General features: G+C 61.4%; 20 protein-coding genes and 1 tRNA gene. 11 read left to right on the plus strand and 10 right to left on the minus strand.

The window, feature by feature from the left end:
* Positions 1-29: 29 nt before the first annotated feature.
* Positions 30-1,418, plus strand: a complete 1,389-nt coding sequence (gene gor, locus NKH05_RS06825; RefSeq protein ID WP_352494651.1) for a glutathione-disulfide reductase — start codon at positions 30-32, stop codon at positions 1,416-1,418.
* A 57-nt stretch (positions 1,419-1,475) separates the two neighbouring features.
* Here the strand turns inward: gor and mgtE are convergent, their stop codons facing one another.
* Positions 1,476-2,840 carry a magnesium transporter gene (gene mgtE / locus NKH05_RS06830; protein ID WP_352494652.1) on the minus strand — a complete coding sequence of 455 codons (1,365 nt, stop codon included), beginning with the start codon at positions 2,838-2,840 and terminating at the stop codon, positions 1,476-1,478.
* A gap of 272 nt (positions 2,841-3,112) precedes the next feature.
* Positions 3,113-5,002 (minus strand): ABC transporter ATP-binding protein/permease, encoded by a 1,890-nt coding sequence (locus tag NKH05_RS06835; RefSeq protein WP_353025177.1) that lies wholly within the window; start codon positions 5,000-5,002, stop codon positions 3,113-3,115.
* Positions 5,003-5,644: 642 nt separating this feature from the next.
* Here NKH05_RS06835 and NKH05_RS06840 point away from each other — a divergent pair.
* The gene (locus tag NKH05_RS06840; RefSeq protein ID WP_352494653.1) at positions 5,645-6,079 is read left to right on the plus strand and encodes a hypothetical protein; all 435 of its coding nucleotides are present in this window, start codon (positions 5,645-5,647) and stop codon (positions 6,077-6,079) included.
* 6 nt (positions 6,080-6,085) lie between these two features.
* Here NKH05_RS06840 and NKH05_RS06845 read toward each other — a convergent pair whose 3' ends face one another.
* Together NKH05_RS06845 and NKH05_RS06850 are read right to left on the minus strand one after the other, a co-directional pair.
* Entirely contained in the window at positions 6,086-6,763 is a 678-nt protein-coding gene (locus tag NKH05_RS06845) for a DsbA family oxidoreductase (protein ID WP_352494654.1), read from the minus strand.
* Positions 6,764-6,786: 23 nt separating this feature from the next.
* On the minus strand, positions 6,787-8,607 hold the full coding sequence (locus NKH05_RS06850; RefSeq protein ID WP_353025179.1) for an extracellular solute-binding protein: 1,821 nt from the start codon (positions 8,605-8,607) through the stop codon (positions 6,787-6,789).
* A 230-nt stretch (positions 8,608-8,837) separates the two neighbouring features.
* Here NKH05_RS06850 and NKH05_RS06855 point away from each other — a divergent pair, with 230 nt between their 5' ends.
* Entirely contained in the window at positions 8,838-9,467 is a 630-nt protein-coding gene (locus NKH05_RS06855; RefSeq protein ID WP_353025181.1) for an invasion associated locus B family protein, read from the plus strand.
* A gap of 123 nt (positions 9,468-9,590) precedes the next feature.
* On the opposite strand, the gene hspQ is transcribed toward NKH05_RS06855, so the two are convergent.
* A complete protein-coding gene (gene hspQ, locus NKH05_RS06860; RefSeq protein WP_023717606.1) occupies positions 9,591-9,914 on the minus strand; it encodes a heat shock protein HspQ in 324 nt (107 codons plus the stop codon).
* 220 nt (positions 9,915-10,134) lie between these two features.
* Positions 10,135-11,346, minus strand: a complete 1,212-nt coding sequence (locus NKH05_RS06865) for a UbiH/UbiF family hydroxylase (RefSeq protein WP_352515827.1) — start codon at positions 11,344-11,346, stop codon at positions 10,135-10,137.
* Between the two features lie 299 nt (positions 11,347-11,645).
* Here NKH05_RS06865 and NKH05_RS06870 point away from each other — a divergent pair, with 299 nt between their 5' ends.
* The 8 genes from NKH05_RS06870 (at position 11,646) to NKH05_RS06905 (ending at position 19,672) form a co-directional block, all read left to right on the plus strand.
* Positions 11,646-12,347 (plus strand): DUF2182 domain-containing protein, encoded by a 702-nt coding sequence (locus NKH05_RS06870; RefSeq protein WP_352494657.1) that lies wholly within the window; start codon positions 11,646-11,648, stop codon positions 12,345-12,347.
* A 13-nt stretch (positions 12,348-12,360) separates the two neighbouring features.
* Positions 12,361-12,975, plus strand: coding sequence for a DUF1326 domain-containing protein (locus NKH05_RS06875; RefSeq protein WP_352494658.1), 615 nt, complete (start codon positions 12,361-12,363; stop codon positions 12,973-12,975).
* A complete protein-coding gene (gene pcsA, locus NKH05_RS06880; protein WP_352716674.1) occupies positions 12,972-13,787 on the plus strand; it encodes a phosphatidylcholine synthase in 816 nt (271 codons plus the stop codon). Before NKH05_RS06875 ends, pcsA begins: the two co-directional genes overlap by 4 nt.
* 18 nt (positions 13,788-13,805) lie before the next feature.
* Complete coding sequence (locus tag NKH05_RS06885) at positions 13,806-14,783, plus strand: quinone oxidoreductase family protein (RefSeq protein WP_352494660.1); 978 nt, start codon at positions 13,806-13,808, stop codon at positions 14,781-14,783.
* Between the two features lie 179 nt (positions 14,784-14,962).
* Entirely contained in the window at positions 14,963-16,528 is a 1,566-nt protein-coding gene (locus tag NKH05_RS06890) for an ABC transporter ATP-binding protein (protein WP_352494661.1), read from the plus strand.
* The gene (locus tag NKH05_RS06895; protein WP_352855986.1) at positions 16,525-17,637 is read left to right on the plus strand and encodes an ABC transporter permease; all 1,113 of its coding nucleotides are present in this window, start codon (positions 16,525-16,527) and stop codon (positions 17,635-17,637) included. The genes NKH05_RS06890 and NKH05_RS06895 overlap by 4 nt, the downstream gene beginning before the upstream one ends.
* Positions 17,637-18,557: an ABC transporter permease gene (locus tag NKH05_RS06900; protein ID WP_352482567.1), complete on the plus strand. Its 921-nt coding sequence runs from the start codon at positions 17,637-17,639 to the stop codon at positions 18,555-18,557. The genes NKH05_RS06895 and NKH05_RS06900 overlap by 1 nt, the downstream gene beginning before the upstream one ends.
* Before the next feature lie 47 nt (positions 18,558-18,604).
* Positions 18,605-19,672, plus strand: a complete 1,068-nt coding sequence (locus tag NKH05_RS06905; protein ID WP_352482565.1) for a BMP family ABC transporter substrate-binding protein — start codon at positions 18,605-18,607, stop codon at positions 19,670-19,672.
* A gap of 66 nt (positions 19,673-19,738) precedes the next feature.
* On the opposite strand, the gene rimO is transcribed toward NKH05_RS06905, so the two are convergent.
* The 4 genes from rimO to NKH05_RS06925 all read right to left on the minus strand — a co-directional run bounded on the left by rimO (position 19,739) and on the right by NKH05_RS06925 (position 22,639).
* Positions 19,739-21,052, minus strand: a complete 1,314-nt coding sequence (rimO, locus tag NKH05_RS06910; RefSeq protein WP_352641841.1) for a 30S ribosomal protein S12 methylthiotransferase RimO — start codon at positions 21,050-21,052, stop codon at positions 19,739-19,741.
* A gap of 146 nt (positions 21,053-21,198) precedes the next feature.
* Positions 21,199-21,858, minus strand: a complete 660-nt coding sequence (locus NKH05_RS06915) for a TerC family protein (RefSeq protein ID WP_023717595.1) — start codon at positions 21,856-21,858, stop codon at positions 21,199-21,201.
* 193 nt (positions 21,859-22,051) lie between these two features.
* The gene (locus NKH05_RS06920) at positions 22,052-22,459 is read right to left on the minus strand and encodes a DUF930 domain-containing protein (protein WP_352482561.1); all 408 of its coding nucleotides are present in this window, start codon (positions 22,457-22,459) and stop codon (positions 22,052-22,054) included.
* A gap of 90 nt (positions 22,460-22,549) precedes the next feature.
* Positions 22,550-22,639 (minus strand) — tRNA-Ser (locus NKH05_RS06925).
* Positions 22,640-22,727 lie beyond the last annotated feature (88 nt).

Here is a 22,727-nt window from a genome sequence, read left to right on the forward strand (position 1 = left end):
TCGGTGTTTGAGGGGCAAGGAGTTCAGCCATGGCCGGTTACGACTACGATCTTTTCGTCATCGGCGGCGGCTCCGGCGGGGTGAGGGCGGCGCGCGTCGCGGCAGCACTCGGCAAGCGCGTCGGCATCGCCGAGGAATACCGCTATGGCGGCACCTGTGTGATCCGCGGCTGTGTGCCGAAAAAGCTCTATGTCTATGCCTCGCAATTCCCCGAGCATTTCGCCGACGCCGCCGGCTATGGCTGGACGGTGCCTGAGGCGCGTTTCGACTGGCAGACGCTGGTCGCCAACAAGGATCGCGAAATCAGCCGGCTGGAGGCCATCTACCAGAACAACGTGCAGGGCGCCGGCGGCGAAGTCTTTCACTCACGCGCCGTGCTGGTCGATCCGCATGTGGTGCATCTTCTCGGTGAGGATCGCACCGTTACCGCCGACCAGATCCTGATCGCTACCGGCGGGCGTCCGGCACCGCACCCGGCATTGCCCGGCCATGAGCACTGCATCTTCTCCAACGAGGCCTTCGACCTCAAGGAGCTGCCGAAGGCAATCATGATCGAGGGCGGCGGCTATATCGCCGTCGAATTCGCCAACATCTTTCACGGGCTTGGCGTCGACACGACGCTTGTCTACCGCGGCAAGGAAATCCTCAGCCGTTTCGACATGGACCTCAGACGCATGCTGCACGAGACGATGGAAAAGAAGGGGATAAGAATCCTCTGCCACGCCGTGTCAGAGTGGGTCAGGAAGCGGCCTGACGGCCGGCTCGACGCGCTTGTCACCGGCGGCACGGTGCTGACGGTCGATCAGGTCATGCTCGCCATCGGCCGCGTTCCCAATACCGAGAACATGGGCCTGGAAGGCGTCGGCATCGAGATGACCAAGACCGGGGCAATCCAGGTCGACGGATACTCCCGCACCAATATCGACAACATCTGGGCGATCGGCGACGTCACCCACCGCGTGCAATTGACGCCGGTGGCAATCCACGAGGCGATGTGCTTCGTCGAGACCGCCTTCAAGGACAAGCCGACGGCGCCCGACCACGACACGATCGCGACCGCGGTCTTTTCCCAGCCCGAGATCGGCACGGTCGGCCTGTCGGAGGATGAGGCGGCAAAACGCTTTTCGGATCTCGAAATCTACCGCGCCACCTTCCGGCCAATGCGGCACACGCTTTCCGGCCGCGATGAAAAGATGCTGATGAAGCTGGTCGTCGACGGCGCCTCGAAAAGAGTCCTCGGCGCCCACATCCTCGGGCCGGATGCCGGCGAAATGGCGCAGCTTCTCGGCATACCGCTGAAGGCCGGGCTGACCAAGGATGATTTCGATCGTACCATGGCGGTGCATCCGACCGCGGCGGAAGAACTCGTCACCATGTACAAGCCGACTTACCGGGTGAGAGATGGTGAGCGCGTCTGACGCGACAAGAACCCATCGCGGCAACGGGATTGCCGCGATGGAAGTGCGTGAGTTTTTTTACAGCAGCGTTCCGCGCAGGATCACCAGCGCCACAGAAAAATAAATCACCAACCCGGTGACGTCGACCAGCGTGGCGACGAACGGAGCCGATGCGCTGGCCGGATCGAAGCCGATGCGCTTCAGGGCGAACGGCAGCATCGATCCAGACAGCGAGCCGAAGGTGACGATGCCAACCAGCGTGGCGCCGATCGTCATTGCGATCAGCGGCCAGTGGGGGCCGTAGTCGTAGAAGCCGAGATACTGCCAGAGCGCGATGCGGCAAACGCCGACTACGCCAAGGATCGAGCCAAGCACCAGACCAGTCGGCAGCTCGCGCAGGGCCACCCGCCACCAGTCGCCAAGGCCGATTTCGCGCAGCGCCAGCGCCCGGATGACCAGCGAGGTCGCCTGCGAGCCGGAATTGCCGCCGGAGCTCATGATCAATGGAATGAATAGCGTCAGCACGATCGCCTTTTCCAGCTCGCCCTCGTAGCTCTGCATCGCGTTGGCTGTCAGCATCTCACTGACGAACAGCGCGCATAGCCAACCGGCGCGCTTCTGGATCATCGCCAGAAAGCTCATCTTCATGTAGGGCTCATCCAGAGCTTCCATGCCGCCGAAGCGATGCACGTCCTCGGTCGTTTCCTCGATCATCGTGTCGATGATGTCGTCGATGGTGACAATGCCGAGGAGTTTGCCGTTGTCCACGACCGGGACGGCGAGCAGATCGTATTTCGAGATCAGCTGTGCGACCTTCTCGCTATCGGTCAGCGGCGACACGGTAATAGGCGCGCGATCCGGCGCAACCGCCATGATCAGCTCATCCGGCTCACCGGCAATCAGCCGGCGCAAGCTGGTCGAGCGCAACAGGACATGCGTTTTCGGATCGACGATGTAGATCGCGTAGACGGTTTCGCGTGTCCGCTCCACCTTGCGGACGTAATCCAGCGTGCGGGCCACGCTCCAGTCCGGCGGCACGCTGACATATTCGGTCGTCATGAGCGAGGCGGCGCTGCCCTCGGGGTAGCCTAGAATGGCAAGCAGCGTCGCGCGCAGCGGCGGCGCCAGGCCGCCGAGCAGTTCGGAACGAGCCGGTTCGTTCAGATCGCGCAGTATGTCGGCGGCGCGGTCGACCGACATGGCCGCAAGCAGCCTGCCTGCCCTGCTGCGGGGCAGCGCCTCGACCAGTTCGGACGCGCCGTCGAGTTCAGGCTGGTCGAAGATCTCGACCAGCCGCTCGAACGGCACTTCGCAGAGCAGATCCGATGCTGTCTCGCGGGGCTCCTGATTCAAGGCCTCGACGATATCGGCGATGTGTTCGTTGGCAAGCACGCGGGCGATGGCGATAGCATCGCCGCCCGCGACAGGGGAAAACTCGTTCATGGCTCACTCCTTGCCGTCCGGCAGGACGTGAGCCGGTCAGGTCACGTCAAGCGGACGGCGGTTGCGTTCGACTGTGACTGTCGCCAGGCATGGCGCGGTGACCTTTCTGCTCGCGGGTTCGGGTTGGGATCTCTGCGAGCCGGCGCAACATAGGAGCGCGCCTTGCCGAGTCAATCGCGAGAGCGGGTCAAAACGGCGGCAAACCGACTGGATCGCGAGACTGTGATCGGGCTGCGTGGCAGGCTGGCTGGATGCCGGCAGTGGTGCCGCGGCTATCTCTGCTTCAGCCGGCGGGGAAAGCGCAGCCATTTGTCCTCGGCCGGCCGCGTCGGCTGCGTGAGGATGGTGGTGAGCTCGACCGGCAAGCTCGGAACCAGCGGCTTCTTGGTCGCGACGCCGTCGGCGATCGCAACCACGCTGTGGTAGAATTCGGTTCCCGCGACCGATCTCGGCGGCGTCGCCTCATGCATGATCGAGATCACCGTTGCGTCGGGGCAATTGTCCTTGATCGCCTGATGGAAGGCAATTCGTCCTTCAGGATCGAGCGCGCCGGTGGCTTCATCGAGGAACAGCAGTCCGGGCTGCTGCAGCACGATGCGGGCGACGACCAGCTTCTGTTTCTGCCCACCCGAAAGAACCTGATCCCAGATCTTTCCTTCACGGCTCTCATCGGCCAGATGCTCGATGAAGTCGCCGAGGCCGGCCTTGTGCAGGGCGGATGCGACTTGCCGGTCGGCGTAATCATGCTCGGAACCGGGCAGGCAGACAAGCTGCTTCAGCGAGACCTGCTGCAGCTTCACCTCCTGGGCGGCGTAGAAACTCCTGACCCCTTCAGGGAAGACAATGGTGCCGCGGCCATAAGGCCACAGGCCGTTGATCGCCTTGATCAGCGAGGTTTTGCCGCATCCGGATTCGCCCTTCAGGAACGTCCACTCGCCACGCCGGAAGCGCAAGTTTGCAGCGCTCAGGAACGGGGTGGCGTCCTCGCCCTGATGCGCCAATTCGAGCTTCTGGATGGTCAGGCCGAACACCGAGTTCTGGCGGTCATAACGAAAATCGGAGCGGCCGGTCAGCCCGTAGAATTCCTGCGGGTGCTGGACGTTTTCGATCGCATTTGCGAGTTCGGTGACTCGCTGGCTGTTGGCCCGCACCGCGGCGATGGCAGGCATGACGTGGATGAACCATGAACACTGGCTGATCAGTGAATTGACCATTTCAGAGCCAGTTATGTAACCCTTGAGATCGAACCCGTTGTGGATGAACGGCACTAGCCCAGGCCCGTAGGCCACAATGCGGGCGCCGATGAAATTGTAGATCAGCTCGAACGAATTGTAGCCTGTGTTGACGATGTTCAGCCGCGCCCAGGTGCGGTCGATGTCGACATAGCGCTGGCTGTGCACCGTCTTCTGCACGTTCTCGCCTTGCGATGCGGCGACATGAAAACTGCGGCGTAGGAACGTGATCAGCTCGCCGCGATAGCTGCCTTCGGCCTGCTGCATTCTGACATTGAGCCGTTCCAGCAGCCTGCCCAGCTTGACCGCGATCCAGGTGTTCAACGGCACGTAGGTGGCGACTGCCAGAAACGCGAGGACGGCGCTGCCATAGCTGCCGAGGAACTCCAACCCTTTGACCTCCGCCGAGTGTGCAAGCAGTTGCTGGCCGACGAAATACAATGAAGTAGCAACGGCCAGGACCCCCATGGCGAGGCCGATGGCTCCGCCCGTCATATCCTTGATCGATTCCTGGATGCGCTGGTCGATATTGTCGGGAGCGGCGGCGCCTGACGAACCATGCTGAGCGTGGAAATGCGTGTGATTGGAATCAAGCAGGGCTTCGTTGAACTGGCTGTCGAGCCAGCCTCGCCATTTGCGATGCAACGTTGCGGATACCAGGCTGCGGATACCGGTAAAACCCGCATCTTTGAGCACGACCAGGAGGACAAGTATCCCGGCATTGGTCAGCAATGTCTGAAGCGGCGTGGTGTTTGCGGCATCGTGGAAAAAGGCGATCGAGTTGACCAGCTCTCCGGATGCTACGGCAAACCATACGCCTGCCTTGCTGGAGAGCGCGGTGAGCAGGGCGATCACCAGTGTCAGCGTCCAGGCTTCCACCCAACGGTCTGAGAACCAGTAGGCCCGCATCAGTCCCCAGAAGCTGCGCATCGACGATACGGGCGTCAGAGGCGACTGCCTTGCGGCACCGCGGAGCCATTTTTCCGATATTGAATGTCGCGTTGGTCTATCGACCCGAATCACTAATCCCGCCCAAACGGTTTTTCTTTTGTTACGGACAGTAACACCAATTGATCATTTTCCATTAGCTTTTCTCCAACCGCAGGTGGATTGGCTGGCCGGCCGTTGCAGTGGAGCAACAGAATGAATGCTCACGGCGCTAAGCTGTCACGTTTCGAGGGGCGGAATATCAACGCAATTTCAAACAGTTACTTGCCCGCCCCAGAGCAGGTAGACACCTTCCCCTAGGGAAGGTCTTCACACAGCTTTGTGAACATAGAAGCGCCGTCCAGCAGTCGATTTTCACAAGCTGAACCGATCTTCAGCCCGCCTTTACGGTCAGGTCCGACCTCGTCGGTGGCCAGAACGTGACCGTATGATTCGTGGTTGAAGCCGCCTTGTCACGAACCCGTAATCAGCCAAGCAATGACTTCTCCGGCACAGTCTAGGATGCGGACCAACATCCATTAGACCATGCTTTTTTAGAGCGCGAACAAAACTGCGTTTGACAATGATGCGCTACGGATCGAACCTGCCGGGGCGCATCCACGTTTGAACCGGGGGGAGTTCTTCATGCTTGCACGGACTTTTTTTGCCGCGATGCTCGCAACATTTGCCTGGCTGCCGCAAACATATGCCGGCAGCCAGACCGTTCCTGCACACGCCGAGGGGCAGGTCGAGTTCAACACTCCGTCCGGCAATATCGGCTGCATCTATACGCCGAAGGGCGGCACCAGCACCTACGAGCCGCAGGATGGCGGACCGGAGCTGAGCTGTTCGCGTGTCGAGCCCAGCTACGACACCATCATCCTCGGGCCGAAAGGCCCGGCGACGCTGATCAAGAATCCGGGCGAGCAAGGCTGCTGCGGCGACGTCACCAAGCTGGCCTACGGCAATAGCTGGGGCAAGGGACCGTTTTCCTGCCAGTCATCCACCAAGGGATTGACCTGCACCGGCAAGCATGGCCATGGCTTTTTCGTCAGCAAGGCCAAGGTGACGGTGAAATAGTCCGGCTCAGTTCGCCGTTTCCAGCTCGCCGCGCGCCTTGGCCGCTGCAACCTGGCGGATCGCATCGGCAAGCGTATCGGCGTCCTGGGCGCCCATTACGGCATATTTGCCCTCAAGCAGAAAGCACGGCACGCCCGATATGCCCATGCGCGAAGCGGTGGCGATTTCGGTGCCCACCGCCTCGACATCAGCGTCGGTCGGCAGCAGCGTTTCGACCACGGAGGCATCCATGCCGGCCTCGCGGGCGGCTTCGATCAGCACGGCATGATCGCCGAGATTGGCGCCTTCCTCGAAATTCAGCTGGAACAGCCGGCGCACCAGCCGGTTCTGAACGGCCTCGCCGGCCGTCCCGGCCCAGCGAATGAGCCGGTGCGCATCCAGCGTATTGGGCGCGACCTTGATGGCGTCGAAGGCAAAGGAAATCCCTTCAGCCTCGCCCAACGGCTCGATCCGGGCATGGATTTCGCGGATGCGTTGCTCGCTGCCGAATTTCGCCACCATGTAGTCGCGGCGGTTCTTGCCTTCGGGCGGAATCGTCGGGTCGAGTTGGAAGGGCCGCCAGCGTATGTGAACGTCGATATCGACGGCGGCAATCGCCTTGTCGAGCCGCTTCTGGCCGATAAAGCACCAGGGGCAGACGACGTCGGAGACCACATCGACGGTAATCGAACTCTCGTCGTTCATCTTGATCTCCTGTTCTGAAGAGGTCACTTCGGTTTGCGCCACCAGGTCGGCAACTGATAACCGTATATGGGCGTCTTTTGCGGATGTTCCAGATAGTTCCAATAAGCGAGCCATTGCCGGTTGTTGTGCTGCGTCGGCACCATGTAGTTACCGGAGATCAACAGCCGGTCGAGGACGCGGACGGCGGCGACATAGTCCTCCTTCGAGCGAGCTCTCAACATCGCCTCGATCGCCGCGTCCACCGCCGGATCGGCGACGCCGGCGAGGTTGAACGAGCCTTCGGCGTTGGCGGCAGCGGATCCCCAGCGCCCGGTTTGCTCGATACCGGGCGACAGCGAGTTGTTGAAACCGGTCGAGCCGACCAGCACCTCGAAATCGAAACGCTGCTTGCGCGACTGGATCTGATCACCGTCGAGGCTGCGGATACCGACATCGATGCCGAGCTTCTCAAGCGTGCGCTGATAGATAGCGGCAAGTCGCTCTTCGTCCTGCGAGGCGGTCAGGATCTCGAAACCGAACGGCTTTCCCTCGGGATCGAGCATCGCGCCGTCCTGCACCGTATAGCCTGCGCTCTTCAGCAGCTTGAATGCGGCCTTCAGCACCTTGCGGTCCTGGCCAGAGCCGTCGGTGACAGACGGCCTGTAGGTGCCGTCCATGACATCTGCAGGCACGCGGCCGGGGTAGGGGGCCAGCAGGGCCTTTTCCTTTTCGCTGGCCGGGTGGCCGAGCGCGGAGAGTTCGGAATTCTGCCAAAAGCTCATCGTTCGCGTGTATTTGCCGCCGAATAGATTCTTGTTGGCCCATTCGAAATCGTAGAGCATGCCGAGCGCACGCCGCACGACCGGATTGGAAAATTTCGGCAGCCGCGTGTTGAACAGAAAACCGTTGACCACCGGCGGAATGCCGGTGTCGAAAGTTTCGGCGATGACCTCGCCCCGGTGGAAGGCCGGAAAGTCGAGATCGCGCTCGCGTTTGACCGGGTCGCTGTCGTCGTCGATGGCGCAGATGCCTTTCTTGAACGCTTCCTGCTTGGCGTTGGCGTTGAGGAAATATTCGATGGTGATCTGGTCGTAATTGTCGAAGCCGCGCTTGGACGAAACGTCCTTGCCCCAATAGTCCGGATTGCGCTTGAACACGATGCGCTGGCCAGGCACGACTTGCGCCACCGTGTAAGGGCCGCTGCCGACCACCGGCTTCAGCGTGGTCCTGTCGAATGTGTCCTTGTTGAAAGCGTGTTTCGGGATGATCGGCGTCAGCGCAATGATCAGCGGAAATTCGCGGTCGGCCTTGTCGTTGAAGGTGAAGCGCACGCTGCGGTCGCCGGTCTTTTCGAGCTTGGCAATCGCTTTCATCCGCTGGCTGTAAGGTGGCCGGCCCTTCTCGGTGAAGACGTCATAGGTGAACAACACGTCTTCCGGCGTCACCGGTTCGCCGTCCGACCATTTGGCCCTGGGATCGAGGTGGAATTCGATGCCCTTGCGCTCGGGATCCATGTCGGCGGTATCGGCTAGCAGGCCGTAGAGACTGAAGGCCTCGTCGTAGTTGCGCTGCATCAACGGCTCGAAGACGAGATTGCCAAAGGCTTGATCCATCATGCCGCGCGCCGTCGTGCGCAGGCTTTTCAGGATGAATGGATTCAGATTGTCGAAGCTGCCGCCGCCGCAATAGGTATTGCTGCCGCCCTTCGGCGCGTCGGGGTTGACGTAGTTGAAATGCTTGTAGTCGGCCGGCAGCGCCGGCTCGCCCTGCATGGCAAGCGCGTGCTTCGGTTCCGACAGGGTCGGTTGCAGGGAAAGGCCGACAAACAACATTGTGGCGATCAGCCAAATGACAACGCGGCCCATGACCGTCTCCTTCCCGATTCGATGCGCAGCATACATGAGCCGGTCGTGCACCGGCCAACCCCCTGAGCCAATCCTTCGGCCAAGATTCGCGAGGCTCGGGCTGGATTCGGCATCGCTTGCAGTGTAACACGCCGTCCGAAGTCATTCTGTTGCCTCATTTCGGCAACAGGTAGCTGGACCACACGGCGCGAAAAAGCCGGTTCCGGGATCATTTGAGAGGAATGCACGACATGACCAGCCTGAACAGCAACGCGTACCGCCTGTCGGTCATGGCCGCTGGCGTGGTCGGCATTCTCGACGCCGGGATTCCCGCTGCTTCCGCGCAGCAGCAACAGCAGATTCCGCAAGGCTGGTTCAAGGCCTGCACCAAGCAGGAAGACGTCGACATCTGCAATGTCCAGAACATCACCACCGCCGGCAACGGCCAGCTCATCACCGGCGTCAGCCTGATCGAATTGAAGGGCAAGGTGAACCGCAAGGTGTTCCAGGTGACGGTTCCGACCGGCCGGCTGGTTCCTCCCGGCATCGGCCTCCAGATCGACGGCGGCAAGGCGCAGAAGCTCGACTATGTGATCTGCTTCCCGGACCGCTGCGTGGCGGAAGTGCCGCTGACCGATCAGCTCGTCGCATCCTTCAAGAAGGGATCGGCGCTGACACTGACCTCGATCAATTTCCAGAACCAGCCGAATCCGATCAAGATTGCGCTGACCGGCTTCAGCGGCGCCTTCGACGGCCCGCCGCTGCAGCAGTCGGACATCGAGGACCGGCAGAAGAAGCTCCAGGAGTTCGTCGCCAAGAACAACCAGGATTTTGCCAAGAAGCTCAAGGAAGAGCAGGAAAAGGCGAAGGCCGCAAACTGATCGACGGGTTTTCGAACCAAAAAAAGCGGGGTTCATGCCCCGCTTTTTTTGTTTGGACCGGCCGTTTGTCGGGTCCAGCCATGTCTCAAGCCTGTCCCAGCTCCCAGCCAGATCCCGACTAAGTCAATGTCTCAATTGGTGCTTCGGTTCGTAGCGCCCGTCCGGCCTCTTCTCGAACATCTCACCTATCTGTGGATGCCGGACCGGTTCGCCCGACCGGTCCTCGAGCAAATTCTGCTCGGACACATAGGCGATGTATTCCGTTTCCGAATTCTCGGCGAGCAGATGATAGAAGGGCTGGTCCTTGCGCGGTCGCACGTCAGCGGGGATCGCCTCGTACCATTCGTCGGTGTTGGCGAATTGCGGGTCGACATCGAAAATGACGCCGCGGAACGGAAACAGCCGGTGGCGAACCACCTGTCCGATCGAGAATTTGGCTGTCTTCATCGCACTCACCACTTGAACTTCTTGGACGCCACGCATCCTGGAACACGCAAGGAACGCTCCAAGACTTTAGACTCTAACGCATCGGTCCGGCAAAGATTGGTCCAGACCTTGCCGTCGACATGTTCGTTATTTGGCGCAGACTCTGCGTCAATTCAATCCCGAAGCGCGTGACGCCGGGTTGAGTTCGCAAGATGCGGAGCAAGGGCGGTACCCAAGATCGCTAGCGCTCAGCCGGTTTTCGCAATCCACCAAAAAATGCCGCAAAACCGCTGCCGGGTCGCAGACCCTCGCGCATAAAAAACGCCCGCAACGGCGCCAACCCTTCAAGCACGCCAAGACCAGCGCTGCGCGCCAACTGGGCCGGCAGCATGTCGGAAAGCAACGACATGTTGAGCAGGTTGACCGCGCTGCTGCGCGCCAGGATGTCCGGCCGCCGCTTGAAATCATAGGTCGCAAGCGCCTTGGCGGCGCCCGGGTCCGAGCGATTTCTGCTTGCGGTACCAATCAGGTCGTCGATGTCCCTGATGCCGAGATTAAGGCCTTGCGCGCCGATTGGGGGAAACACATGGGCGGCTTCGCCGACAAGCGCCACGCGGTGCTGCGCAAACCGCCACGGGCTCACCGCTGAAAGGGGGTAGACCTGTCGGCCGGGCTCAACCGACACGCGGCCCAGCATCGATTGCATCCGCTGTTCGACCCGCGTCGAAAGCTCGGCGTCGTCAAGTGCTGCAAGGTCCCTGGCGGTATCGGGCTCGAGCACCCAGACAAGGCTGGACCGGTTGCCGGGCAGGGGAACCTGTGTGAACGGACCGGTCTCGGTGTGGAATTCGGTCGAAGTAAAGGCATGGTCGCTGCGGTGACCGAAATTGAGCACCAGCGCCGCCTGCGGATAGGATCGGACCGATGTCCGGATGCCGGCTGCCTCGCGGGCCGGCGACTGACGGCCATCGGCGGCAACCGCCAACGACGCCTCAATCTCGCTGCCGTCGGCGAGAACGGCATGGGCATGGTCGGCATCGAGGCGCCATGCCTCCACCATCGACTTTCGCCACTCGATGCCCGCATGCGCGCCGACAGCCTCGGCTAGCGCGCGGTTGAGAACGCTGTTGGGCACGTTCAGTCCGAATTGCTCTTCGTCGATCTCGCTGGCGCGAAAGGTCACTGTCGGGCCGCGGATCAGCCGGCTTGTTGCATCGACGATGCGCATCACCTTGAGCGGCGCTGCGTGCGGCCTGATTCTATCCAGGATCCCGAGCCGTTCTAACATCTTCAGGGCAGGGTTCATCAAGGCTGTCGTCCGGGCATCGGGGCCGGCTGCCTCGGGTCCGACGAGCGTCACCGGAAAGCCGGTCTCGGCAAAGCCAAGCGCCGCGATCAGCCCTGCGGGGCCGCTGCCGGCAACGAGTATCCGTGCTGTTTCCCGATGATCCAAATTCGGCTTCCCGATTGCGAGGTGAGGCCTATCCGACCTGCCGGTCCATATAGGTCAGGTGATGTCGCTTGATCAACGCGGCGATTCGGCCCATTCGGTTGCCATGACCGGCCAACAAGACGATTTCAGCCACCTGGACGGTATCGGCCGTGCGATGGCGAGCGTTGCGCGCAGCCCTCGACTGACGGTGAGCGTTGTTGCTGGCATGGGCATCGCCCTTGCATGGCTCCTTCTCGGCGCAATTGCAGTTCGTGGTGCCGTAAAGCCGGCTCCCGGGCACCGATGCACCCGGTGACACTATGCTGAGATATCTGCCGCAACTGCCGCTGCCGGATTTCCTTGCGCGTTTCTTCGCCCTCTGCCTTGCGCCGGCGCCGCTTCACGCAAGCCTAGGCGCGCAAGGCGGGGCACTCACCGCGATGTGGCTGTTGATGGCCATCGCGACCATGCTGCCCTCCGCGGCGCCGATGATCCGGACCTATTGCGAGATCGCAGATACCGCCAGGATCAAGAGGGAGCCGGTCGCCCATCCGTTGGTCCTCGTCGCTGGATATTTAAGCGTCTGGCTTGCCGTCTCGGCAATGTTCGCAGCCCTGACGCTAGCAGTCGATGCATTCGCGTCACCCGGGCAGATGCTCGATCCGGCGGTTGGAATTGCCGGAGCAGCCGCGCTGTCGATCGCTGGTCGCTATCAGTTCAGCTGGCTGAAGGAAGCCTGTCTGGAGAAGTGCAGAAATCCGTTCTCGGTCCTGTTCGCCAACTGGAGCGCCAGGCCCATTCGCATTTTCCGGCTCGGCATGGAGCAGGGCCTGTGGTGCCTTGGATGCTGCTGGGCGCTGATGCTGGTAATGTTTGCCGTCGGCGTGATGAACGTGTTCTGGATGGCGCTCATCGGCCTGTTTAGCCTGGTCGAAAAACAGACGGCAGGCAATCTGCCGACGCGGCTGGCCGGCGCGATACTGCTTGTCTGGGCAGCCACGCTGCTAGTAGTCTCGACATGAGGGGGAGAATTCGATGACAGACCAAAACTGGGCAATGAAGGGAGAGCTCGTCCTCTCCTGCAATTGCACGGTTTTTTGCCCTTGCGTGCTGTCGCTCGGCAATCATCGGCCGACAGAAGGCTATTGCCAGACCTGGGCCGGATTCCGCATCGATGCCGGCCATTTCGGCGAGGTCGACCTGTCTGGTCTCAATCTTGGGCTGGTCATGGAAATCCCCGGCTATATGAGCCGCGGCAATTGGACTGCCGGCCTGTTCATCGACAAGCGCGCCTCGGTCTACGCTGTGAAGGCACTGACGAAGATATTCACCGGCAAGGCCGGCGGAACCACATCGCTGCTCTCGATCCTGGTCGGACAGTTCCTCGGCGCCGAGCAGGTGCCGATCACCTACGAGACGCGTGAGAAAACGCGCATCTTTCAGATACCGAAGATCATCGATGGCGCGGTGACGCCGATCACCGGCAAGGATCGCGACAAGGATACGGTCATCACCAATTCGGAATACTGGATCGCGCCGGAGATCATCGTCGCCAAATCCGACAGGAGCAAAATGCGGGCCTTTGGCCGCAACTGGAACTTTGCCGGCCGCTCGGCCGAAATCAGCAAGCTGGACTGGCGGGGACCGTGAGCAAGAAGACGACGGCCAGGAAAATCGCCGACCGGATTCCGCGGCCGAAGAAGAAAGTCACATGGCCGCAGGCGCGGGCGTTCTCGGTCCATCTCTTGACCGCGTCGGGCTCATTCCTGGCGTTTCTGTCGCTGGTCGCAGCAAGCGAGCAGCGCTGGACGGCGATGTTCTGGTGGCTAGGGCTGGCGCTGTTCGTCGACGGCATCGACGGGCCGATCGCCAGGAAGCTCGACGTCAAGGAAATCCTGCCGACATGGTCGGGCGAACTCCTCGACAACATCATCGACTACGTGACCTACGTGCTGATTCCAGCCTTCGCGCTCTATCAGCGCGGCTTCATGGGCGAGCGCCTGTCGTTCCTGTCGGCGGCGATCATCGTGGTGTCGAGCGCAATCTACTATGCCGATACCGGCATGAAGACGAAGGAGAATTTCTTCAAGGGCTTTCCAGTCGTCTGGAACATGGTGGTGTTCACGCTGTTCGTCATCGAACCCGGACAATGGGTTTCCTTCGCCGTGGTCGTGGTGGCCGGCATTCTCACCTTCGTGCCGATCCATTTCATCCATCCGGTGCGGGTGAAGCGGCTGCGGCCAGTCAATCTCGGCATGACGCTGCTTTGGTGTGCTTTCGGCGCGCTGGCGCTGGCGCAGGCCGCGCTTGCCTCCTTCTATGACAAGATCGGCGTGCTGGGCGAGCAGGTCAGCGATTTCATCAAGATCGGAATTACGGTCACCGGGCTTTACCTAGCTTGCATCGGCGCTATCATGCAGTTCTTTCCAAATCTCGGCGCCAAGCCGGACAAGAAAGCCTGATCCCAAGAGAGCTGGAAAATGTCCAAAGCGATCCGCATCCACGCCAATGGCGGTCCGGAGGTCCTGACCTATGAGGATACCGATCCCGGGCAGCCGGGCTCGGGGCAGATTCTGGTCAGGCACACCGCGATCGGTCTCAATTTCATCGACGTCTATTATCGCTCGGGCCTTTATCCGCCGCAGGGCGGATTTCCGCTGATCCCCGGCGGTGAGGCGGCCGGCGTGGTTTTGGAGGTCGGCACAGATGTCGACTGGCTGACGCCCGGGGATCGCGTCGCCTATGCGGTGACCACCGGCGCCTATGCCGGGCAGCGCGTGATCGCCGCCGACCGCGTGGTGAAGGTGCCCGACGGCATCAGCGACGAACAGGCCGCGGCTATGATGCTGAAGGGCATGACCGCCGAGTACCTGTTGCGCCGTACGTTCAAAGTGAAGGCGGGCGATACGATCCTGTTTCATGCGGCGGCCGGCGGTGTTGGCCTGATCCTCGGCCAATGGGCCAAGCATCTCGGCGCGACGGTGATCGGCACCGCAAGTTCGACCGACAAGATCGAACTCGCCAAGGCGCACGGCTTCGACCACGTGATCAACTATCGCGAGCAGGATTTCGTCGCCGGTGTTGCCGCCATCACCGGTGGCAAGAAATGCGACGTGGTCTACGATTCGGTCGGCAACGATACGTTCCCGGCCTCGCTCGATTGCCTGCGGCCGCTCGGCACGTTCGTCAGCTTCGGTCAATCATCTGGGCCGATCCCGCCCTTCAGCATCTCATTGCTGGCGCAGAAGGGCTCGTTGTTCGCAACGCGGCCGACGCTGTTCGTCTATAATGCCAAGCGCGAGGACCTCGAGGCTTCCGCCGCCGCCTTGTTCGATGTCGTGCTCAGCGGTGCCGTCAAGATCAAGATCAATCAGCGTTACGCGCTCAGCGATGCCGGCAAGGCGCATTCCGATCTCGAAGGGCGCAGGACGACCGGGACAACGATACTTATCCCTTGAGCGCCCGCAGTTTCGGCCCGCCGACGCCGCGGTTCTTGCGAACTGCGCTTTACCGCTTGAGTTTCCGCTGAAATTCTTGAAGCTCTTTCAAGTCGTGAGGCGCTTACCGTCGAGAGCAGGGCGCGCATACGATGCTTGCGGGAACACAGAACATATCTGGCAAACCAGATGGAGGCACTGTGAGTGCAGATCAAGACGGCGCAAACCTGCTGGAGGTTCGCGGCCTCACCAAGATATTCGGCACGCTGACGGCGTGCGACCATGTCGATCTCAACATCGCCAAGGGCGAGATCCACGCGTTGCTTGGCGAGAACGGCGCCGGCAAGTCGACGCTGGTGAAAATGCTGTTTGGATCACTGGAACCGAATTCAGGCGAGATTTTCTGGAATGGCCAGGCAGTCCGGATCACCAGCCCCGGCACCGCAAAAAAGCTCGGCATCGGCATGGTTTTCCAGCATTTTTCGCTGTTCGAGGCGCTGACGGCGGCGGAGAACATCGCGCTGTCGCTGGATGACGGCTCGCCGATCAGCACGATCGCGGCCAAGGCGAGGGCGCTCTCCTACAGTTATGGCCTGCCTCTCGATCCGCTATCGCTGGTCGGTGATCTGTCGGTCGGCGAGCGTCAGCGTATCGAAATCATCCGCTGCCTGTTGCAGACGCCGCAACTCATCATCCTCGACGAGCCGACTTCGGTGCTGACGCCGCAGGAAGCCGATAAGCTGTTCGAGACGCTCGAGCGGTTGCGTTCGGAAGGAAAGTCCATCCTCTACATTTCGCACCGGCTGGAAGAGGTCAAACGCATCTGCGACCGCGCCACCGTGCTGCGTCACGGCAAGGTGGTCGGCCATTGCAATCCGCGCCAGGAAACCGCGTCTTCGTTGGCGCGGATGATGGTGGGCAACGAGGTTCAGGCTGTGGTGCGGGCGCCGGCCGAAGGTATCGAGACCGCGCCGGTGCTGCTTCAAGTCCGCGAACTCACCCGCAAGCCGGCGACTCCGTTCTCCATCCCGCTCAGGAACATCAATCTTGAAGTCCGCGCCGGCGAGGTGATCGGCATTGCCGGTGTCGCCGGCAACGGCCAGGGCGAATTCTTCGAGTCCGTTTCCGGCGAGGTGCTGCAGCAGGATGCCGGCTCGGTCCGCATCCGCGGCAAAGATGCCGGCGGCCTCACGATCACCGGCAGGCGCCTGATGGGCGCTGCCTTCGTCCCGGAAGAGCGGCTCGGCCACGGCGCAGCACCGCGCATGAAGCTTTCGGAGAACCTGCTTCTGTCGCGCCACGCCACCGATGGCAAGATGTTTGTCGGCGCCGGTGGAATGGTCAAGAGCGATGCAATCTATTCCGCTGCCCAGCGCATCATAAAGGCGATGGACGTGCGCAAGAGCGCGCCGGATCCGGAGGCTGCGGCTCTTTCGGGCGGCAATCTGCAGAAATTCATCGTCGGCCGCGAACTCGACCGCCGGCCAAGCGTCCTGGTGGTCAATCAGCCGACCTGGGGGGTCGACGCGGGTGCGGCGGCTCACATCCGGCAGGCGCTGATCGAGCTAGCGCGCAGCGGCTCGGCGGTGCTGGTGATCAGCCAGGACCTCGACGAGCTGTTCGAGATTTCCGATGCGATCACGGTCATGCACAATGGCGAACTGTCGAGGCCGCTGCCGATAACTGAAGCGACATTCGAGAAGATCGGGCTGCTGATGGGCGGCTCAGAACCCGGGCATGCCGAACATACGTTGGAGACGGCTTGATGCGCCTCGAACTTGTAAAACGCCCGCAGCGCTCGATGCTGTTTTCGGCACTCTCGCCGTTCATCGCTTTCGTTTTGACGATCATTGCTGGTGCTATCATGTTCGCGCTGCTCGGCGTCAACCCGTTGACGGCGTTCCGCATCTACTTCATTGAACCGATCAGCCAAGTCTGGCAGTTGCATGAGCTGGCGATCAAGGCCGCCCCCCTGATCCTGATCGCGGTCGGGCTGTCGGTCTGCTACAAGGCAAACATCTGGAACATCGGCGCCGAAGGCCAGTTCATCCTGGGCGGCATTGTCGGCTCGATCATTCCCGTGCTGTTTCCGCAGTTCGAAGGTCCATTGGTGCTGCCGCTGATGCTTCTGCTCGGCATGGTCGGCGGGGCCGCCTATGCCGCAATTCCGGCACTGCTGAAGACGCGCTTCAACACCAACGAGATCCTGACCAGCCTGATGCTGGTCTATGTCGCCCAGCTCTTCCTCGATTGGCTGGTGCGCGGGCCGTGGCGCGATCCGCAGGGTCATGGTTTCCCGCAGACCATCCAGTTCAACGACTCGGCTATCCTTCCGGAACTCCTCCCGGAATCCGGCAGGGCGAACTGGGGATTTGTCTTCGCGCTGATCGCGGCAGTACTGATCTGGATCCTGATGAGCCGGATGCTGAAAGGCTTTGAGGTCCGCGTGCTCGGCTCGAGCCCGAGGGCAGGGCGCTTCGCCGGTTTCGGCCTGAGCCGCATGGTTTTCTTTGCCTTTCTGCTGTCGGGCGCGCTGGCCGGACTTGCCGGCATTTCGGAGGTCTCTGGCGCCATCGGCCAGCTGCAGCCGGTGATCTCGCCCGGCTACGGATTTACCGCCATCATCGTGGCATTCCTCGGCCGGCTCAATCCGCTGGGCATCGTTGCCGCCGGCCTTGTGCTGGCGCTGACCTATCTCGGCGGCGAGGCGGTGCAAAGCGCGCTCGGCATCTCCGACAAGGTGGCGCGCGTGTTCCAGGGGATGCTTTTGTTCTTCGTGCTCGGCTGCGACACGCTCATTCACTATCGCATCCGCCTGACCGGCCTTTCCGCGCCGAAACTCGAGGCAGCACCGAAGCTGGAGGAAGCCCGCTGATGGACATCACCGTCAACATCCTCTTGACCATCGCGACGGCGGCGACGCCGCTGCTGATAGCGGCGATCGGCGAACTGGTGGTCGAACGTTCCGGCGTGCTCAATCTCGGCGTCGAAGGAATGATGATCATGGGTGCGGTCGGCGGCTTCGGCGCCGGCTATCTGACCGGCTCGCCGTGGATAGGGCTGTTGGCGGCAATTGCCATGGGGGCAGTGTTCTCGCTTCTGTTCGCCCTCATGACCCTGTCGCTGGCCACCAATCAGGTGGCCACCGGCCTGTCGCTGACGCTGCTTGGCCTCGGCCTTTCCGGCATGATGGGGACGAATTTTGTCGGCCAGCCCGGTGAGAGATTGCCCAACCTCGATATTCCCGGCCTGACCGCAATCCCCATCGTCGGCAGGCTGCTGTTCGGTCAGGATCCGATCTTCTACATCTCGATCGCGCTGACCGCCGCCGTCATGTGGTTCCTGTTCAAGACCCGCACCGGGCTCACTCTGCGTTCGATCGGCGACAGCCATGCATCCGCCCATGCGCTTGGCATCCACGTCATCCGTTACCGCTATCTCTCAGTAATTTTCGGCGGCGCTTGTGCCGGCCTCGCCGGCGGTCATCTATCGCTGGTCTACACACCGCAATGGGTGGAGAACATGACCGCCGGCCGCGGCTGGATCGCGCTGGCTCTGGTCGTCTTCGCCTCCTGGCGGCCATGGCGGGTGTTGGCCGGCGCCTATATCTTCGGCGCGGTCTGGATCGGCCAGCTTCATGCACAGGCATTTGGCATTCCGGTCCCCTCGCAACTGCTTTCTTCGCTGCCCTATCTGGCAACCGTCGTGGTTCTCGTTCTAATCTCCCGCAACAAGCGTCTGACGATGATGAACACGCCGGCTTCCCTGGGGCAGCCATTCGTTCCGGATCGTTGACAACAAAAAGACGGAAGCTCCAAGGCTTAACTCAGAGAGGTAACACAATGAAAAAACTGCTTATTGCCCTGATGGCGACGACGGCCGCATTGTCGCTGGCGGCCTCAGCCGAGGCGGCGGACAAGCTGAAGGCCTGCTGGGTCTATACCGGCCCGATCGGCGATTTCGGCTACTCCTACCAGCACGACCAAGGCCGCCTCGAGGTGGAAAAGGCACTCGGCGACAAGGTCGAGACCGCCTATCTCGAGAACGTCTCCGAAGGCCCCGATGCCGACCGCGCCTTCGAACGCCTGGCACGCGAGGGCTGCAAGATCATTTTCGGCACATCCTTCGGCTTCATGGACCCGGAAGTGAAGATCGCCAAGAAATTCCCCAAGGTGATGTTCGAGCACGCCACCGGCTACAAGACGGCCGAAAATCTCGGCATCTACAATGCGCGTTTCTATGAGGGCCGCTACGTGCTTGGCCAGATCGCCGCCAAACAATCGAAGTCGGGCGTCGCCGGCTACATCGTTTCCTTCCCGATCCCGGAAGTGGTGATGGGCATAAATTCCTTCATGCTCGGCGCGCAGTCGATCAACCCGAACTTCAAGGCGAAGATCGTCTGGGTGAACTCCTGGTTCGATCCGGGCAAGGAAGCCGACGCAGCCAAGGCATTGTTCGATCAAGGCGCCGACATCATCGTCCAGCACACCGACTCGACCGCTGCTTTGCAGGTGGCGGAGGAGCGCAAGCTGCACGGCTTCGGCCAGTCCTCCGACATGATCAAGTTCGCGCCGCACGCGCAGCTGACCTCGCTGACCGACGAGTGGGGGCCGTACTACATCAGCCGGGTCCAGGCGGCGCTCGACGGCACCTGGAAGCCCGACAATGTCTGGCTCGGCATCAAGGACGGCGCCGTCAAGCTGGCGCCGTTCACCAATATGCCCGACGACGTCAAGGCGATGGCCGAGGCCACCACCAAGAAGATAGCCGACGGCTGGAATCCCTTCACCGGGCCGATCGCCAAGCAGGACGGCACACCATGGCTGAAGGACGGCGAGGTCGCTGACGACGGCACGCTGCTTGGGATGAATTTCTACGTGAAGGGCGTCGACGACAAGCTGCCACAGTAAGCAACCGGAAACACATCGAACGAAAGGGCGCCACGCGGCGCCCTTTTTGTTTTGGATTGAGTGATATCAGACCGCCGAGCCGTAGAGGTCGTAAGCGTCGGCACGATCGATCTTGACCGTGACGATGTCGCCGGCGCGCAACGGCCGCCGCGATTGGATATGCACCGCACCGTCGATTTCGGGCGCATCGTATTTGGTCCGGCCCTTGGCCGAATTGCCATGTGCTTCGTCGATCAGTACCGGCAGGCGCTTGCCGATTTTCTTGGCGAGCTGCGTTGCCGAAATCTTCTGCTGGCGCTGCATAAAGCGGTGCCAGCGGGCTTCCTTGACCTCCTGCGGCACTTGCTTGAGGCCGAGCTCGTTGGAACGGGCGCCTCTGACCGGCTCGTATTTGAAGCAGCCGGCACGATCGATCCTGGCCTCGTCCAGCCAGTCGAGCAGCATCTCGAAATCGTCGTCCGTCTCGCCGGGGAAACCGACGATGAAGGTGGAGCGAATGGCGAGATCCGGACAGATCTCGCGCCAGCCGCGAATGCGCTCGAGCGTCTTCTCGCCATGGGCGGGCCGGCGCATGTTCTTCAGCACCTGCGGCGAGGCGTGCTGGAACGGGATATCGAGATAAGGAAGGATAGTGCCTTCGGCCATCAGTGGGATGACGTCGGCGACATGCGGATAGGGATAGACATAGTGCATGCGCACCCAGACACCGAGCTTACCCAGCTCTTCCGACAGATCGAGGAATTTCGCCCGCACTTCGCGATCGCCGAACATGCTGGTCTGGTATTTGATGTCGATGCCGTAGGCGCTGGTGTCCTGCGAGATGACGAGGATCTCCTTGACCCCGGCCTTGGCCAGCTTCTCGGCCTCGCGCAACACGTCGGCGGCCGGCCGCGATACGAGATCGCCGCGCAGCGCCGGGATGATGCAGAAGGTGCAGCGGTTGTTGCAGCCTTCCGAAATCTTGAGATAGGCATAGTGGCGCGGCGTGAGCTTGACGCCCTGCGGCGGCAAAAGGTCGATATAGGGATCGTGGCTCGGGGGAGCGGCCTCATGCACTGCCGCCATCACGCTTTCATAAGCTTGCGGGCCGGTGATGGCGAGGACGTTGGGATGTCTTTCACGGATGACGTCCGGTTCGGCGCCGAGGCAGCCGGTGACGATGACCTTGCCATTCTCCGAAAGTGCCGAGCCGATGGCGTTGAGCGATTCGTCGCGGGCCGAATCGAGGAAGCCACAGGTGTTGACGACGACCAGGTCGGCGCCGTCGTGCTTGCGGGCGATCTCGTAGCCTTCGGCGCGCAGGCGCGTGATGATGCGTTCCGAATCCACAAGGGCTTTCGGGCATCCAAGACTGACGAAGCTGACACGAGGGGCGGACATCAAAGCTTTTCCGGATTTTCAGGATTGGCGGCGCAGTACCACAGTTGTTGCCGCATTGGTATGGGCAGCGGCTGCAGCGAAACGCAAGCGCCCCCGAAGGCTGGCCGAAGTCGAAGTGCCGGCCGATGCGAATTCGAGTCGATGCGTCAGCTCACCGCACTGCTGACATGCGGCAAGACTTCCACCGCGCCTCGATAGATCATATCGAGTGCGACATAGAAGATGATCAAAAGGCCGATATAGGCGATCCAGCGATGGCGGTGCAGCAGCTTGGCGATGAAGCTCGCGGCAAGGCCCATCAGCGCGATCGACAGGACCAGGCCGATCACCAGCACCTGGAAGTGATCGCGCGCTGCGCCGGCGACTGCCAGCACGTTGTCGAGCGACATAGAGACGTCGGCGATGACGATCTGCAATGCAGCCTGACCCAGGGTCTTCTTACGCGCCTTCCCGGCCACCATATTATCGCTGTTGATATCGGAATTGGACAACGCCTCGGTCGCCTCCACTTCGTCGGCATGGGAGGTGCGCAGTTCGCGATACATCTTCCAGCACACCCACAGCAGCAGGATGCCGCCGGCCAGCAGCAGGCCGACAATCTGGAGCAGAGTGACAGTGATAGCTGCAAAACCGATGCGCAGCACCGTCGCCGCCACCACGCCGATAAGGATCGCTCTCTTGCGCTGCTCGACCGGCAGGCCGGCAGCGGCAAGGCCGATGACAATGGCGTTATCGCCTGCAAGCACGAGATCGATGGCGATGACCTGGAGCAGGGCAGAGAAGCCCGCGGCGGTGAAAATTTCCATCGACTGGGAGTTCCCTTGCTGGTTGGCCGGCCGTTCGCGTCGAATGCCTGGAGGCCCTAACGTGTATGGTTCCCGCACGTCAAGGGACTGGTTGGAACAAGGTCGGCAAACCGCTCGTCACGGCGGCAACATACAGAGTTTGCGACGATCGGCCCGAAACACCGGCGAAAATGCGGCCAGAGGTCGCGAATGCCTAGTTGTAGAGATTGTATTTGGGCCAGTCGCTTTCGGGAATTTCGTCGCCAATCCGGTAGCGGAGCTGCAGGACCTCCATATGGTCCGGCGCTGTCTCGCATTTAAATTTCAGCCGGTACCATTGTCCCTTGCTGCGAAACGCAGCGCCCGGGCTCCTGATCGCATCGGCGCCCATTTCGGGCGTCGCAAAGGCGTAAGCGACGACGCGATCGGCTCTGTATTTGTGGTCGTCGCGGGTAATCCGGTCGAGAATTTCGGCGTCGCATCGCTGCTCCAGCCGGGTTTGCGGGTCGAGTTTAAGCAGGCCGGCGCGCAATGCGCTGTCCATCGCGGTGGCCGGCCAAGCCACTATCGTCCATGCGAAAACCGCAGAAAATAGTTTATTCATAGGCGGGAGAAGCATCATATTCGGACGGAGAAATCAACCCGATCGGGGGTCACTTCCCGGTCATCTCGACGCAAGCCCAGGAGATTGCTTTCGGGACAAGGCTTCAAATGGCGGAGGGAGTGGGATTCGAACCCACGGTGGGCTTGCACCCACGCCGGTTTTCAAGACCGGTGCCTTAAACCGCTCGGCCATCCCTCCAAGGTGATTTTTCAATCACTTAGGATATCGCGAGAGGGCGGGTTCGAGCAGTCGGTACCGGATTGGCACCAGGACGTTCCCCAACCGG

The sequence above is a fragment of the Mesorhizobium sp. M1399 genome, from assembly GCF_040317735.1.
GTDB lineage: Bacteria > Pseudomonadota > Alphaproteobacteria > Rhizobiales > Rhizobiaceae > Mesorhizobium.